At 58.9% G+C, this 14879-nt stretch carries 14 protein-coding genes; 10 read left to right on the forward strand and 4 right to left on the reverse strand.

Annotated features, from left to right (window positions below; all coding sequences use genetic code 11):
• The first annotated feature begins 4 nt into the window (after positions 1 to 4).
• Entirely contained in the window at positions 5 to 1570 is a 1566-nt protein-coding gene (locus PYR65_RS26835) for a response regulator (protein ID WP_276121841.1), read from the forward strand.
• Between the two features lie 61 nt (positions 1571 to 1631).
• Here the strand turns inward: PYR65_RS26835 and PYR65_RS26840 are convergent, their stop codons facing one another.
• Both PYR65_RS26840 and PYR65_RS26845 read right to left on the reverse strand, forming a co-directional pair.
• Positions 1632 to 2525: an SDR family oxidoreductase gene (locus PYR65_RS26840; protein ID WP_276121842.1), complete on the reverse strand. Its 894-nt coding sequence runs from the start codon at positions 2523 to 2525 to the stop codon at positions 1632 to 1634.
• A gap of 62 nt (positions 2526 to 2587) precedes the next feature.
• Positions 2588 to 3241 (reverse strand): O-methyltransferase, encoded by a 654-nt coding sequence (locus PYR65_RS26845; protein ID WP_276121843.1) that lies wholly within the window; start codon positions 3239 to 3241, stop codon positions 2588 to 2590.
• Positions 3242 to 3331: 90 nt separating this feature from the next.
• Between PYR65_RS26845 and PYR65_RS26850 the strand changes: the two genes are divergently transcribed.
• The 5 genes from PYR65_RS26850 (at position 3332) to PYR65_RS26870 (ending at position 8214) form a co-directional block, all read left to right on the forward strand.
• Complete coding sequence (locus PYR65_RS26850; protein ID WP_276121844.1) at positions 3332 to 3967, forward strand: TetR family transcriptional regulator; 636 nt, start codon at positions 3332 to 3334, stop codon at positions 3965 to 3967.
• A gap of 291 nt (positions 3968 to 4258) precedes the next feature.
• Positions 4259 to 5083 carry a transporter substrate-binding domain-containing protein gene (locus tag PYR65_RS26855; protein ID WP_060637748.1) on the forward strand — a complete coding sequence of 275 codons (825 nt, stop codon included), beginning with the start codon at positions 4259 to 4261 and terminating at the stop codon, positions 5081 to 5083.
• Between the two features lie 54 nt (positions 5084 to 5137).
• Entirely contained in the window at positions 5138 to 6418 is a 1281-nt protein-coding gene (locus tag PYR65_RS26860; protein ID WP_276121845.1) for an NAD(P)/FAD-dependent oxidoreductase, read from the forward strand.
• Positions 6419 to 6437: 19 nt separating this feature from the next.
• Positions 6438 to 7409, forward strand: a complete 972-nt coding sequence (locus PYR65_RS26865; protein WP_060637750.1) for an amino acid ABC transporter permease — start codon at positions 6438 to 6440, stop codon at positions 7407 to 7409.
• 55 nt (positions 7410 to 7464) lie between these two features.
• A complete protein-coding gene (locus PYR65_RS26870) occupies positions 7465 to 8214 on the forward strand; it encodes an amino acid ABC transporter ATP-binding protein (RefSeq protein WP_276121846.1) in 750 nt (249 codons plus the stop codon).
• A gap of 63 nt (positions 8215 to 8277) precedes the next feature.
• Here PYR65_RS26870 and PYR65_RS26875 read toward each other — a convergent pair whose 3' ends face one another.
• Positions 8278 to 9090, reverse strand: coding sequence for a PfkB family carbohydrate kinase (locus PYR65_RS26875; protein WP_276121847.1), 813 nt, complete (start codon positions 9088 to 9090; stop codon positions 8278 to 8280).
• 133 nt (positions 9091 to 9223) lie between these two features.
• Positions 9224 to 10237 (reverse strand): SIS domain-containing protein, encoded by a 1014-nt coding sequence (locus tag PYR65_RS26880; protein WP_276121848.1) that lies wholly within the window; start codon positions 10235 to 10237, stop codon positions 9224 to 9226.
• Between the two features lie 242 nt (positions 10238 to 10479).
• Here PYR65_RS26880 and PYR65_RS26885 point away from each other — a divergent pair, with 242 nt between their 5' ends.
• From PYR65_RS26885 to katE, 4 genes are all read left to right on the forward strand, one after another.
• A complete protein-coding gene (locus PYR65_RS26885) occupies positions 10480 to 11211 on the forward strand; it encodes a GntR family transcriptional regulator (RefSeq protein WP_060637754.1) in 732 nt (243 codons plus the stop codon).
• Between the two features lie 326 nt (positions 11212 to 11537).
• Positions 11538 to 11984, forward strand: a complete 447-nt coding sequence (locus PYR65_RS26890; RefSeq protein WP_276121849.1) for a hypothetical protein — start codon at positions 11538 to 11540, stop codon at positions 11982 to 11984.
• A 118-nt stretch (positions 11985 to 12102) separates the two neighbouring features.
• On the forward strand, positions 12103 to 12369 hold the full coding sequence (locus PYR65_RS26895) for a DUF982 domain-containing protein (protein WP_276121850.1): 267 nt from the start codon (positions 12103 to 12105) through the stop codon (positions 12367 to 12369).
• Between the two features lie 372 nt (positions 12370 to 12741).
• The gene (gene katE, locus PYR65_RS26900; RefSeq protein ID WP_276121851.1) at positions 12742 to 14859 is read left to right on the forward strand and encodes a catalase; all 2118 of its coding nucleotides are present in this window, start codon (positions 12742 to 12744) and stop codon (positions 14857 to 14859) included.
• The last annotated feature ends 20 nt before the right edge of the window (positions 14860 to 14879 follow it).

Here is a 14879-nt window from a genome sequence, read left to right on the forward strand (position 1 = left end):
GAACATGAGCCCCGTATCCTTTCTTTTGGTCGATGATCTTGAGGAAAATCTCCTCTCTCTGGAGGCGCTTTTGCGCCGCGAAGGTCTGGTCCTTCTGAAGGCGCGCTCCGGCGATCAGGCGCTTGAACTGCTTTTGCAAAACGATGTGGCGCTCGCCCTCATCGACGTCCAGATGCCGGGTCTCAATGGCTTTGAGCTGGCAGAGCTGATGCGCGGCAATGAGCGCACCCGGCGTGTGCCGATCATCTTCGTGACAGCCGGCAGCGCCGATGGCCAGCGCCGCTTTCGCGGCTATGAGGCAGGCGCTGTCGATTTCATCCAAAAGCCCATCGAAACCGATATTCTGCGCAGCAAGGCCGATGTGTTCTTCGAACTCTACCGGCAGCGCCAGCAGATCGCATCGCAGCGTGATGAATTGGAGACGCAGGCCGACGCCTTAAAGCAGGCCGATCGCCGCAAGGACGAGTTTCTGGCAACCCTGGCGCATGAATTGCGCAATCCGCTAGCGCCCTTGCGCCACGGGCTGGATATCCTGCGCCGGGATCCCGACGGGCCGGATGCCGGCAGTATTCGCGATATGATGGATCGGCAAATGGTGCATCTGGTGCGGTTGATCGACGACCTTCTGGACGTCTCGCGGGTCAGCCAGGGCAAGATCGAGCTTCGCAAGGATGCGATCGTGGTCGGGGATGTCGTGCGATCGGCGATCGAGGCGAGCCGTCCCCTTATCGAAGCGGCGCAGCATTCACTCACTGTCGATATTCCGCCAGAGCAGCTCTGGCTCGACGCCGACCATACCCGCATTTCGCAGGTCATCGCCAATCTTTTGAACAATGCTGCGAAATACACACCTTCTGGCGGCCGGATCGATGTTTCCGTGCGCGCTGTGGGTGGAGAGGCTGTCATCGAGGTTTCGGACAATGGCATCGGCATACCCGCCGCCATGCGATCCGAAGTGTTTCAGCTCTTTGCCCAGGTCGATGATCATCTCGGCCGGGCGCAGGGAGGCCTCGGAATAGGTCTGGCGCTGGTCAAGCAGCTGGTGGGCCTGCACGGCGGGACCGTTGAGGCAAAGGGCCGCGCCGATGGTATTGGTAGCGTGTTCAGCGTTCATTTGCCGCTTTCGTCCAAAACGGAAACGCAGGACCGTCCGCCGAAGGTTTTATCGAGCGAAATCCCGGCCGCGCAGTCCTTGAAGGTGCTTGTGGTCGATGACAATGCCGAGCTCGCCTTCATGCTGGGCTTGATGCTGGAAGAGATGGGACATGATTTCGAAATCGCGTCGGATGGCCCAAAAGCGCTTGAAGCCGCACAGCGGTATCGTCCCGATGCGATCCTTCTGGATATCGGATTGCCCGGCATGGACGGCTACGAGGTGTGCCGGGCTTTCCGCAAGGACGAACTCTTCAAGACTACGCCGATCATCGCGCAGACAGGCTGGGGCCAAAGCCGGGACAAGACGCTGGCGCAGGAGGCAGGGTTCAATCATCATCTGACCAAGCCCGTGGCCTTCGAGGATCTTGAAAAGCTTTTGGCAGAGGCCGCCGTGCCGCAGGCTTCTGGAATGTGAGAGCCGGTTCCCCTGGAGGTGGTTCTGACCACGCATCTCCAGGGTGACGGTAGTTTTCCGATCAGGCGGCGTAATAGTCCGGCTGATCCAGGTCGGACAAGAGATCCGGACCGGCCGGAGCCCATCCAAGGACAGCGCGTGTCCGGGCGCTAGACGCCGCCATAGTGCCGCCGGCCATGCTGGCAAACCAGCCGAAATGCTCGCGGGGGCGCGGCTCGACGGGTAAGCCCAACTGGCGTCCAATAACCTCTGCAATCTGCCGGAATGGGACCGCCTCGTCAGCTACGGCATGATAGACGCGCTCCGTCACGCCGGTTTCAAGCGCGAGGCGATAGATGCGGGCGGCATCATCGCGGTGCACCCCCGACCAGCAGTTCGAGCCGTCGTCGAGATAAGCCGAGAGACCTGTCTGACGGGCAAGGCGGACGAGGACCGGGATGAAGCCGTAGTCTCCCAAACCATGAACGGAGGGAGCAAGCCGCACGGTCGCTGCACGAACGCCGCGCTCGGCAACGGCCTGGGCGGCCAATTCCGGCTTGCGTGGCGCAGCCGGGTTCGGGAGGTCGGTTTCGATGGCGCCGAGCGGCAGGCCCGAGAGGCCCGAGGTTACCAGCAACGGACGGTCTGAACCTGATAGAACCTTGCCGAGAAATTCGATGACCCGCTGATCGAGCGCCGCACTTTCCAGAAACTTGGAAAAGTCGTTGCCCAAATTTCCTTGGATGAAATCGTGATTGAAAGCCGTGTGAATAACAGCATCCGCTTCCATGGCAGCCTGCTGCAGCACGGCAAAGTCCTCCAGGCTGCCTGTAACGGCGCGGGCGCCGCTCGCCAACAGTGCAATCGCCTTGTCCGCTGATCGCGACAGTCCGGAAACCGTATGACCGGCTGCGATCAGGTCCTTGACGATCGCCGATCCGACCCAACCGGTCGCCCCTGTAACAAATACATGCATTGATATTCTCCTTGATAAGGTCGCCGCCTGAGCGGGTGGACGTTTGTGTCTGAAACGCCGGATCAGGCGCTGCGCATGGTCACTAAAATATCGTCTGCGACGGATGTGGACATATAGCGGCCGGGGTTGGACCGGATATAATCGACATATTCCGGGCAATCATCCGCATCGTCTGCAATGATCAATGCACCGGGGCTCAGTTGCGGCTCGATCAGCTTGAAAATGTCGAGGTAGAGGGCCTTGGCACCATCAAGCAGAACCAGGTCGATCGCGTCGGGAAGATCGGTGAACGTTCTGAGCGCATCGCCCTGCCTGACATCGACAAGGTCAAGAAGTCCGCCTGCATCAAGGTTCTGTTTTGCGCGAAGCACTTTGGATGGTTCGAATTCGCTCGTAATCAATTGGCCGCCGCCATTGTCGCGCAATGCTGCAGCCAGGAACAGCGTGGAGATACCGAAGGACGTTCCAAACTCCACGATCGTGCGGGCGTAGCTGGAGCGCGCCAACAGGTACAGAAGACGGCCTGTCTCGCGCGACACCGGAAGCCAGAGTTCCTTTATCAGGCCGTAGAAATGCACATAGTCCGTCTTGCTGTGCAGGAGGCGCTCACGCTCCTCTTCGGATAGGGCGCCCATGGCGGGGCTGGTCGCCGCATCGGCCTCGTCGAACAGGCGGTCAAGAAGTGCGGCCAGCGGCTGGCGTGTCAGGGTGGTCATCGGGAATGCCTTTGTGTCAGGTAACTTGCTTTCGAGAATGAAAATACGAATAATTCGTCGTGTTCGCTAATCGCATTGCAGGTGCCCCGGATGACAGATCGCGCAAGTGCCCGTATTTCTTCACGTAAAGCACCAAAGCAGGCCCGCTCGAACGATCTGGTCACAGCCATTCTCCAGGCTGCTATTCAGGTTTTGGCGCAGGAAGGCGCGCAGCGTTTCACCACAGCGCGGGTTGCGGAACGGGCGGGTGTCAGCGTCGGTTCGCTCTACCAGTATTTCCCCAACAAGGCGGCAATCCTGTTCCGGCTGCAAAGCGACGAGTGGCGGCAGACGTCGAGCCTGCTCGGCGCGATCCTCACTGATTATTCCCGGCCACCATTGGATCGGCTACGATCCCTCGTTCACGCTTTCCTCCGGTCCGAATGTGAGGAGGCGGCAGTGCGTGGAGCCTTGAGCGATGCGGCCCCGCTTTATCGCGACGCGCCGGAGGCTCATGCCGCCAAGGAAACGGACGAGCCGCTGATCGCCCGGTTCATGCTGGAGCTTCTGCCACAGGCATCGCCGCAAGCGCGCGAACTCGCCGGCGATCTCGTCACCACAACGCTGAGCACGGTTGGAAAAGAATTTTCCACCAGCCCACGCACAGACAAGGAAATCGAGGTCTATGCCGGTGCGATGGCCGACATGTTCAGCTCATACCTGCTCGGTGTGGCAGAGGGGAAATGAAGCAGACGGGTGCCGGACTCGCAGTAACTTTTAGCGCTGGGTATCCTTGCTGACAGCTGTGAAATGCAAGCGCTCGGGAAACTGAAACCGGACTTGAGACTTTTCGTTAGGGCCTGTCTTCCCCTGCGCTGCACAAAAATGTTGCGCCGCATACATTGTGACCCCGTCGCACATGCTCATCCTGATTCCTCATGAACTCCGGCAATGCATCGATTGACAGCCGTGGCTGCACCCTCAATATGTCGTTGTCAGACATCTTACAAAATGTCGCTGAGTATGCTGGGAGGCACTATGAATATTTTCGCAAAGCTTATTGCTGGCACTGCGTTGCTGGCTGCCGCAAATTCTGCCTATGCAGGCGAAACGCTGGATCGCGTCATGGAAAACAAGGCGATGGTTGTTGCGACCAACAGCAGCTGGCCGCCGCAGAGCTTTCTCGATGACAACAATGAAATGGTTGGCTTCGATATCGATGTCTCCCGTGAGATCGCCAAGCGCCTGGGCGTTGAAGTGAGCTTCCAGACGCCGGACTGGGCGACACTGACGGGTGGACGCTGGCAGGGCCGCTACGACATTGGCGTCGGCTCCGTCACGCCGACCAAGGCGCGCGCGCAGGTCATCGATTTTGCCGGCATCTACTATTACAGCCCCTATGTCTACGTGGTTCACAAGGATAGCCCCGCCAAGGCGGTGAGCGATCTGAACGGGAAGGTCATCGGCGTCGAGACCGCAACGACATCGGAAGACTTTATCCGCCGTCAGCTGGAAATCGATGCTCCCGGCCTGCCGCCGATCGAATACAAGCTGGAGCCGGGCGAAATCCGCACATTTGCCGATTCGATGCTGCCGTTCGACGACCTGCGCCTTGGCGCTGGTGTGCGTCTCGATGCCGTCATTGCGCCCGAGCAGACTGCCAAGAACGCGATCAAGAATGGCTATCCGCTGCGCATTCTCGAAGACGGCTATGCCTTCCGCGAACCGCTGGTCGTCATCGGCGAAAAGACCGATCCGGAATGGACCGCAAAGATCGGCGGCTTCATCGCCGACATGAAAAAGGACGGCACGCTCGCTGCCCTGACGACCAAATGGTATGGCAAGGACTACAGCGCCGACTAAGCCTTCAATAATGCCGGGCGCAAGCCCGGCATCTTCTTGCCAGATGAGCCTCCCATGACCTATCCAGATACCTATTACCGCCGCACCTTGGCGAACGCGGCCGAGCGTCCTGCACTCTCCGGCTCCGTCGATTGCGACACCGTGATCATTGGCGGTGGCCTCGCCGGCCTGACGACCGCCCTGCAGCTTGCCCGTGCGGGCCACTCCGTCACCGTTCTCGAAGCCAGCAGCGTCGGCTTTGGCGCATCCGGCCGCAATGGTGGCTTCGTCAGCCCCGGTTTTGCAACCGGCAGCGACGCCATCGCCCGTGCCGCAGGCCCTGATGCTGCGCGAAAACTGCATCTGCTTTCGATCGAGGGCGTGGATTTTATCCGCAACACGATCCGGGAACTGGGAATCTCGGAGGCAAAACCGCAGGCCGGCATCATGAGCGTGACACGCTACGATGACGGCGCAAGCCTGAAGGCGCATGCGGACCATATGCGCCGCGAATACAACTATGAACTCGAGTTTCTCGGGACTGACGCGGTCCGCGGCCGCCTCAAATCCAACCGCTATTTCCAGGCGCTGCGCGATCCGAAAGCCTTCCACATGCACCCGCTGAATTATCTGCGGGCGCTCGCAGCCGAGATCGAGCGGCTGGGGGGGCGTATCTACGAAAATTCACAGGCGACGCGTTGCAGCCTGGCGGGCGCACAAAAGCTCGTTACATGCCAGGGCGGACAGGTGCGCGCCCGCCAGATCGTCTTTACCACGGGGGGCTACACATCCTCGCTGGTCGGAAAACTCAATCGCGCCTATTTGCCGATTGCCACCTATGTCATGCTGACGGAGGAAGCGCCGGACCTCATCCGCAGCGCGATTGCCACCCGCGATGCGATAGGCGACAACCGCCGTGCCGGCGACTACTACCGTCTCGTTGAGGATGGAAAGCGTATCCTTTGGGGCGGCCGCATCACCACGCGGGCTGCCTCGCCCGCAGCGCTTGCCGGTGAACTGCGCCGCGAGATGACGACCACCTATCCCCAGCTGAAAGACCTGAAGACCGAGCTGGCATGGTCCGGCCTCATGTCCTATGCCCGCCATCTCATGCCCCAGATCGGGGAAATGCAGCCGGGTGTGTGGCATTGCACCGCCTTCGGGGGACACGGCCTCAACACGACGGCGATTGGCGGCAAGCTGGTGGCTGAAGGCATTCTTAAGCAATCGGACCGCTACCGGCTCTTCAAACCGTTCGGCCTCGTTTGGGCGGGCGGTCTTGCGGGGCTTGCGACCGCACAACTCACCTATTGGAAATTGCAGGCGCAGGACTGGTGGCGCGAACGCGCCGCCTGATCAAAAAGTCGGGGACATTATGCTCGGAAGACTGTTACTCACCTATCCCACGGTGGCGCGCCGCATCGGCGTCCTACTGATTTTTGCCCTGGTCGCTGCGGCACTTTACGCGCTGGGAATAAGCTCCGCCTGGATCGGCAAGCTCTATCCGCCGGCGATCGACTGGCTGAAGGACAACAAGCAGCTTGGGCGCGCCCTTTCTGCCGTCGCGATTGCCCTGATCATCGCGTTCAACTGGAAACTGCTGCAGCTTCTGCCCCGCCGGCAACAGATCGTGACGGTCTGGATCGAGCTGTTCGTCCTCCTGATGCTGTTCTTCTACTCCTTCGACCTCTCCTTGTCCTTCATCGCCCGCAAGATCGGTTTCATGATCTCGCAAGGCGTTGTCACGACGCTCTACATCTCCGCCATCTCGATCGCGATCGCGACCGTGATTGCCCTGGCGGGGGCAATGGCGAAGCTCTCTAAGAATGGTGTGGTCTACGGTCTTGCCACTTTCTATACGTCGCTTTTCCGTGGCCTGCCCTTGTTGATGCAGATCTATATCATCTATCTCGGGCTGCCGCAGGTCGGCTACGTCATCAGCGCTGTTCCGGCAGGCATCCTCGCTTTGTCGCTCTGCTACGGTGCTTACATGACCGAGATTTTCCGCGCCGGCATCGAGAGCATCTCGCGTGGCCAGACGGAAGGGGCGACAGCGCTTGGACTGAGCCCCAATCAGACGATGTTCCTGGTCATTCTTCCACAGGCGATGCGGGTTATCGTCCCGCCGACCGGCAATCAGTTCATCGCCATGCTGAAGGACTCGTCGCTCGTCTCCGTCGTCGGTGTCTGGGAGATCATGTATCTCGCCCGCACGCAGGGACAGACGGAGTTCCGCCATATCGAAATGCTGATCACCGCCTCGATGATCTACTGGGTTCTGTCCATGGGCCTCGAATACCTGCAGTCGCGCATTGAAGGCCATTTCGGACGTTTCAACGCCCGCTGATCCCACAATGCCTGCCGGAACGAAACCAGTGCGGGAAATCCTTGAAGGAACGTCCATGCCATCATCCAAGCCTGACATCGAGATCGCGCTGACCGGCGTGCACAAATGGTACGGTGCGTACCATGCGCTCACAGATATCAACCTTGAGATTGCCAAGAAGGAGCGGATCGTGATCTGCGGGCCATCCGGCTCAGGCAAATCCACGTTGATCCGCTGCATCAACCGGCTCGAAGCCCACCAGGAAGGCATCATCGCCGTTGGTGGCATCGAATTGAACGAGGACGAGAAAAACATCAACGGCGTGCGCCGCGAAGTCGGCATGGTGTTCCAGCACTTCAATCTCTTTCCGCACCTGACCGTTCTGCAGAACTGCATTCTCGCACCCGTCTGGGTCCGCAAGATGAGCAAAGCAGCAGCAACCGAAATCGCCATGCACTTCCTGGAACGCGTGCGCATTCCAGAACAGGCTAACAAATATCCGGGCCAACTGTCCGGGGGCCAGCAGCAGCGGGTGGCCATCGCCCGCGCGCTGTGCATGAGCCCCAGGGTGATGCTGTTTGACGAGCCGACCTCGGCGCTTGATCCGGAGATGGTCAAGGAAGTGCTCGACACGATGGTGTCGCTGGCGCAAGAGGGTATGACGATGATCTGCGTGACGCATGAGATGGGCTTTGCCCGTCAGGTGGCCGACCGGGTGATCTTCATGGACCAGGGCCGTATCGTGGAAGAGGCACCGCCGACCCAATTCTTCGATAATCCACAGAACGAACGGAGCCGGCTGTTCCTCAGCCAGATCCTCCACTGACATCTGGACGATGAAAAGAGCCGGACCGGTCGCACCGGCTCTTTTGCTGCGCGGTCGGCATACTCAGAGCAGATGCGGTTCCTGCGGAAAGCCGCCCACATGGGTGCAGGTGCGGGCCGCATTATCGCGGCCTGAGATGACGCAGGCTTGAAGTCCGTTTCCTGCGATAAACGCATGCAGAAAACCGGCGATAAAGCTGTCGCCGGCACCCGTGGTATCGACGATATCGACAGGAGTTATGCCGGTCTCAGCCCATTCGTTGCCGTCGGTTGCCGCCGACCCCTCGCTGCCGCGCGTGACGACTGCAAGCTTTGCGCCCTTAGCAAGCAATTGCTTCATCAACGCCTCGGCTTTGTCCCGGTCTTCACCCGCCGAACCGAAAGCGATGCGCAGACCGTCTATTCCGAGATGGACCGGATCATTGTTGACGGAAATATCCTGCGACACGCCGATGCCTGCGGCGGCCAGACGGCGGCGCGCGGCCCCTTCATCGGCAATCCAGCCGATGTGAACGTGATCCATGGTTAAAAGTGCGGCAAAATCTGTGTCGTTTGGCCTGTAGTCCTGGCAGACACCAAAATCCTCAAAGGCGAAGATGCGATCTCCGCTCTCTGTGATCTCGATATTTGTGTAGGCGGTCGTTCCAGGCAGCGTCTGCAGATGGTCAAGCTTCACACCGTTCTGTGACAGCAGGCTGCGGGTGCGCGCACCATCGGCATCCTCGCCCACGGCGCCGAAATAATACACAGTGTGGCCCAACAGAGCGAGCTGGACGGCAACATTGACGGCGTTACCTCCGACCAGCGACTGGCCGACGGGAGGCTGGAAGCGATCGACGCAATTGTCGCCAACGATGGCGAAACGGTAGTGAGACATGGAACCTCAAAGATTGATTGCAACGGCAAGGCCGCGACTGTCATTTTGACGGCCGCGGCCTTCTTAACTCAGCCAGCTTTGACGCTTGCAAAAACATGCGCCGCCGCCTGACGGTCATCTTGCCGATGAGGGCTCAGTAGGCAACCTTCTTGTAATAGCGCCGTGTCGTCAGAGGATGGTTGCGCATGACTTCGAGATGCGCGCTGATGCGCTCCAGCACGGTTGCCAGCAGGATCGGCGAGATTAGGCCACGCACCTCCGGCGAAATGCCCGGCAGCACGAAGTCCGCCGTGTCCAGTACCGTCAGCTTGTCGGTGTAATTGGGTGCGAATTTTTCGACCCGGTCGGCAATCGGCCGGCATGCGTCCTCGCCCTTGAACAGGATGACGCTCACGCCCTTCTCGACCAGTTCGAGCGTGCCGTGGAAAAAGTCGGACGCATGGACGGGGCGGGTGCGGATCCACTGCATTTCTTCAAGAATGCACATGCCGTAATAGAAAGCCTGCGGCCAGACGTTCCCGCTGCCGGTGACGATATGATAATTGGAGGCGGCAAGGATTTTTGCAAAACCGTCGGCCTTGTCTTCATAGGCGCGCTTGACCTCGACAAGACGTTTTGGAAGCTGCTGCAGTTCACCGGCGAGCTGATCGTAGTTCGAAATCTCGTTGCGATGCTTCATGATCGACAGCGCGATGAACAGCGACTGAAGATAGAAGGATTCGCAGGACGTATCGTCTTCGGCGAAATTGACGAAGACATGATCGCCGCCCTTGCCGAGCGGTGTGTCCTCGTGGCCAACCAAGGTGAGGACCGTAGCGCCGGTCTCCTTGACCTTTGCCAGCAGCGCGACGCTCTCCTTGGTCGTTCCCGACAGCGACGGCATGACGACGATCGAGTTTTTCGTCAGATTTGCCGAGCCCGTGATGAAGAGTTCGGCTGTCAGATCGATGAAAGACGGAAAGCGGGACTTGCGCTGCAGCAGCTGATACGCCGGCTGCATCAGGATGGCGGCGCCACCCGTTCCAAGGAAGAATATGTTTTCGGCGCCCGCTTTAAGGCAATCGGCAATCACCTGGTCAAACCGTCCGGCAAGACCGGCAGCGCCGGACTGGATGCGCAGGTATCTTTCTTCATCGAAATTCAGCATGGAAAACTCACTGTTATGGAGACCACGGCCCACCCGCGATCATTTGATCCTGCCATGGCCGGCAAGTTGTAAGACAACTGACATCTTGAAATTATGGTGTCAAGGGCCTTTGCTCCGTTGAAGGGCCCAAAATCACCAATGTACGGCGCACCATACTGCTGCAGAGTTTTGACACTTGGCTTGACCTCCCGACATTTGTCAGACAATGAGAAGAATAGCCGGAACGGAAATCGAGGATTGCCTTGGACGAACCCCTTCGTGATGCCCGCACTCTGGTGATCCAGCTTCGTGATCGCATTGCCGATCTCATACGGGACGAAGGCCTGAAACCAGGCGACAAACTGCCGACCGAGGCCCAGCTGACCGCGCGCTTCAAGATTTCGCGCCCGGCTGTGCGCGAGGCGCTGAAACTGCTGGAGCAGGACAATATCATCTATGTCGAGCATGGGCGTGGCCGCTTTGTCTCGGCTATCTCTGCCGTACAGGTCGACCGGCCGATTACCGTCTTTGAAAGCGTCACGGAGATGGCGCAACAATATGGCTACACGCCCAAGAACAAGGTCCTGTCGATCTCCGAACTTGCTCCGGACGAAACCGTCGCGAAACAGCTGCGGCTCGAACCGGGCGACCGCGTCATTCGCATCGAGCGCCTGCGCCTGGAAAACGACACCCCGATCATGTACTGCATCGACTATGTGCCGCGCGCCATTATCCCGATGCGCCTTTACGATATCGACTGGAGCGGATCGCTCCTATCCTTGCTGGATCAGCAGAAGCAGCGGCCACGCATGTCCGCCGCCTCGGTAACGGCCGTGATGCTTCCCGATGACGTCGTCGCGCGCAACGACTTGCGTGATTTCGGCCCGGCACTCCTGATTACCGAAACCTGTTTTAACGCGGCGGGTACCCCCGTCATTTACGCAATCGACTACCATCGCGGCAGTCATTTTTCCTTCAGCCTGGTGCGCAAGTAGACTTGAGCGGCCGCCACGCCCCAGCGCGCGCCAGGTAAATGGTCATTGCCACCGCTGGTAAATTTGCGAACAGTCGATAAATTACCGCTACGTTCAAAGGTCCACGCTCAAAGGTTTCAAATGCACGTATGGGTTCGCGATGACGAAATCGATCAGGCACGATGCGTGCTGAAGAAAAAACGCCAGCGCAAAGCCCCCTTCCCGGCCGCAATGCACTCTGGTCCCACCGGTCGCGCTTGAGCAATTCCTGTCTTTCCTTCATCCGTAGTCAGCCGCTTTATCGAACCCAGCGTTAAAGCCTTTCTACCCATCAGTTTGGGTGCCGCATGGCGATATTTTTCAAAACCGCGATTACCGATGCCACAGCATTCGAGATGCTGGAGGAACGGCTGTCGAGCGGACAGGGTTTCGACGGCTACTTCAATCAATATGGTGAGGAGGACGAGCTGACTCTGTCCTGGGCTCCGGCCATGAGCGCGGATGAGTTCAAGGACGAGGTGACGGATGCATTTAGAACATTATGGCAGACCACGCGCTTTTGGCTGGTCTACCAGCGCAATGAGAGCCGCGACGATCTCAGCATCAACGAAATCCGCAGCGCTGCAATCCGCCTGAGCCGCAGTTATGCGCAAGCCGTCGTCGTCACGTTCTGCCTGCTGGGCCGGGCCGACAGCAACAGCGATCTCGAACTGATTTTCGTCTGCTTTCGCGACGAAGCGGAACGCCGCAATTTTCGGGTGCGCTATGAGGGAAAATTCATCCCGGCGTCATAACCGTTTCTGCTGCATCCGACTGTCTGACAGCCAGCCTTGTCAGAACAATGCCGTTTTCTGGCATGGAACAAATATTAGCGATCCGAGTTGTTTTGATGGCTCTGGGAGGAGCCCCAAAATGATCATCGAAACGGAAATGAATTGCAGCGATATCTGCTGGGCCGAGCCCGTGCGCGTGCGCGTCGGCCATGGTGTCCCCGTCGATATCGATGGCCCGCAATCCGCCTTGAACACCATGATGCAACGATGGCCGCAGACACGCGGCGAACACTATGAGCGCGCCCGAAAACTCTGCATGGCGGCGCTTGGCAGACGCGTCCCGGCGGCATCCATCCGCGACGACTTTGTCGCCGCATGCGTTGAGGCTGATATACTCGCCGAGTGATATTGTCTTCAGGGCGCCAGAGTCTGAACAGGTCTTCGGAAGCACGCCATTCATGCTGCGCCCGGTCGCAAGTATCTTACTTCCAGTTATGCAATGGCTGAAAACAGTGCAAGAGCCTCTGGATTGGCCAGCGCCATCTGGTTTTGGCTAGCGTTTCCGTTGATTCCAATTTTGTCGCTTAGTCAATGTGCCTAGAAAAAAATGGTATTTTTGGCGGAGGGGTCGGGCATATCGGAGCGTGTTCCGGTCAGCCTTCCAATTCACATGCGATGCGCGCTGAACGCACATGAAGGCGGCGGGGCTTTAATCAACGGAACAAAAGGCAGATGAGGCGATTGTGTTGGCTCTATCCTCAAATCCGGAGCCCCCTCGATGGCCAAGAAGTCCACACCGGCGTCGCCTGCAAACGCCGCCACCATCCACGATCAAAAACTGCACCGGGGCGAAGGCGGGGAACTGCACCAGTTCGCCGAAGACGGCGCACCGGTCATGACCACGGCGCAGGGAGGACCCGTCGCCGACGACCAGAACTCCCTACGCGTCGGCGCTCGCGGTCCGCTTGTCGTCGATGATTTTCACTTCCGTGAAAAAATGTTCCACTTCGACCATGAACGCATTCCGGAGCGGGTGGTCCATGCCCGGGGATATGCGGCGCACGGCTTCTTCGAAACCTATGAATCCCTTGCCTCGTATACGCGCGCGGATTTGTTCCAGCGCCCCGGCGAACGCACACCCGCCTTCGTGCGCTTCTCCACAGTGGCCGGCAGCCAGGGGTCGGCCGACCTCGCACGCGACGTGCGCGGCTTTGCCGTAAAAATGTACACGAAGGAAGGCAACTGGGACCTCGTCGGCAACAATATCCCGGTGTTCTTCATCCAGGACGCCATCAAGTTTCCGGACCTCATCCATGCGGCTAAGCCGGACCCCGACCGGTCTTTTCCGCAGGCGCAGACCGCGCATGATACATTCTGGGACTTTATCAGCCTGACGCCCGAAAGCATGAACATGGTGATGTGGATCATGTCGGACCGCACCATTCCGCGGTCGTTCCGGTTCATGGAGGGCTTTGGCGTCCATACCTTCCGTCTCGTCAACGCCAAGGATGAATCGACCTTCGTTAAGTTTCACTGGAAGCCGAAGCTTGGCGTTCAGTCGGTGGCTTGGAATGAAGCGGTCAAGATCAACGGCGCCGATCCCGATTTTCATCGCCGCGATTTGTGGCAGTCGATCCAGTCCGGTAATTTCCCGGAATGGGAATTGCAGGTCCAGCTTTTCGACCAGGCCTTCGCCGACAGTTTTGACTTCGACGTCCTTGATCCGACCAAGATCATTCCGGAGGAAATTCTACCGCCGCAGCCGATCGGCCGCCTTGTGCTCGACCGGATGCCCGACAATTTCTTTGCCGAGACCGAGCAAGTTGCCTTCATGACCCAGAACGTGCCGCCGGGCATCGATTTCAGCAACGATCCCCTGCTGCAGGGCCGCAATTTTTCCTATCTCGATACGCAATTGAAGCGTCTTGGCGGGCCGAATTTTACCCATCTGCCGATCAATGCGCCCAAGTGTCCGTACGCACATTTCCAGCAGGATGGGCACATGGCCATGCGCAATCCTGTGGGCCAGGTCAACTATCAGCCGAACTCGTTTGGCGAGGGCCCGAGGGAATCGCCGGTAAAGGGCTATCGTCATTTCCCCGCCGAAGAACAAGGGCCGAAGGCGCGGTTGCGCCCCAAGAGCTTTGCCGACCATTATAGCCAAGCGCGGCAATTCTTTATCAGCCAGACGGAACCGGAGCAGCGCCACATCGCCGCTGCGCTAATTTTCGAGCTGTCGAAAGTGGAGATGCCGGTCATCCGCGAACGGATGGTGTCTCACCTGTTGAACATCGACGAGGCGCTTGCCAAAAAGGTTGCCGATGCGCTTGGATTGGCTTCGATGCCAAAGGCAGCCGATGCGGCCGTGCCGACACGGCAGGATTTGGAAGCGTCGCCAGCGCTCAGCATCGCGGCCCGTGCGCCTCAGCGCTTCGAAGGCCGCAAGCTTGGGATCCTTGTCACCGATGGCGCCGATATCCAGACATTCAACGCCTTGCTCGACAGCGTGAAAAAGCAGAAGGCCTCGTTTGAGGTCATTGCGCCAAAGATCGGTGGCGCGGTGATGTCGGATGGCAGCCGGGTGGAGGCGCATCAGATGATCGATGGCGGCCCCTCGGTCCTCTACGACGCAGTTGCGCTTGTCGTGTCCGCTGCCGGTGTCGCCGATCTCTGCAAGGAGGCGTCAGCCAAGGACTTCGTTGATGACGCGTTCACGCATTGCAAGTATATCGCCTATGTTGCCGAAGCGATGCCCTTGCTGGAAAAGGTGGGGATAGCCGGTGATCTCGATGAGGGCACTGTTGCAATCAAGGATAAAGCAACGGCGGCGTCCTTCCTGGATCAAGCCGGAAATCTACGCTTCTGGCCGCGTGAGCTCGCTGTAAAGCTGAACTGATCGTGATATTGGCAGGGCCT

The organism is Pararhizobium qamdonense (genome assembly GCF_029277445.1).
GTDB lineage: Bacteria > Pseudomonadota > Alphaproteobacteria > Rhizobiales > Rhizobiaceae > Pararhizobium > Pararhizobium qamdonense.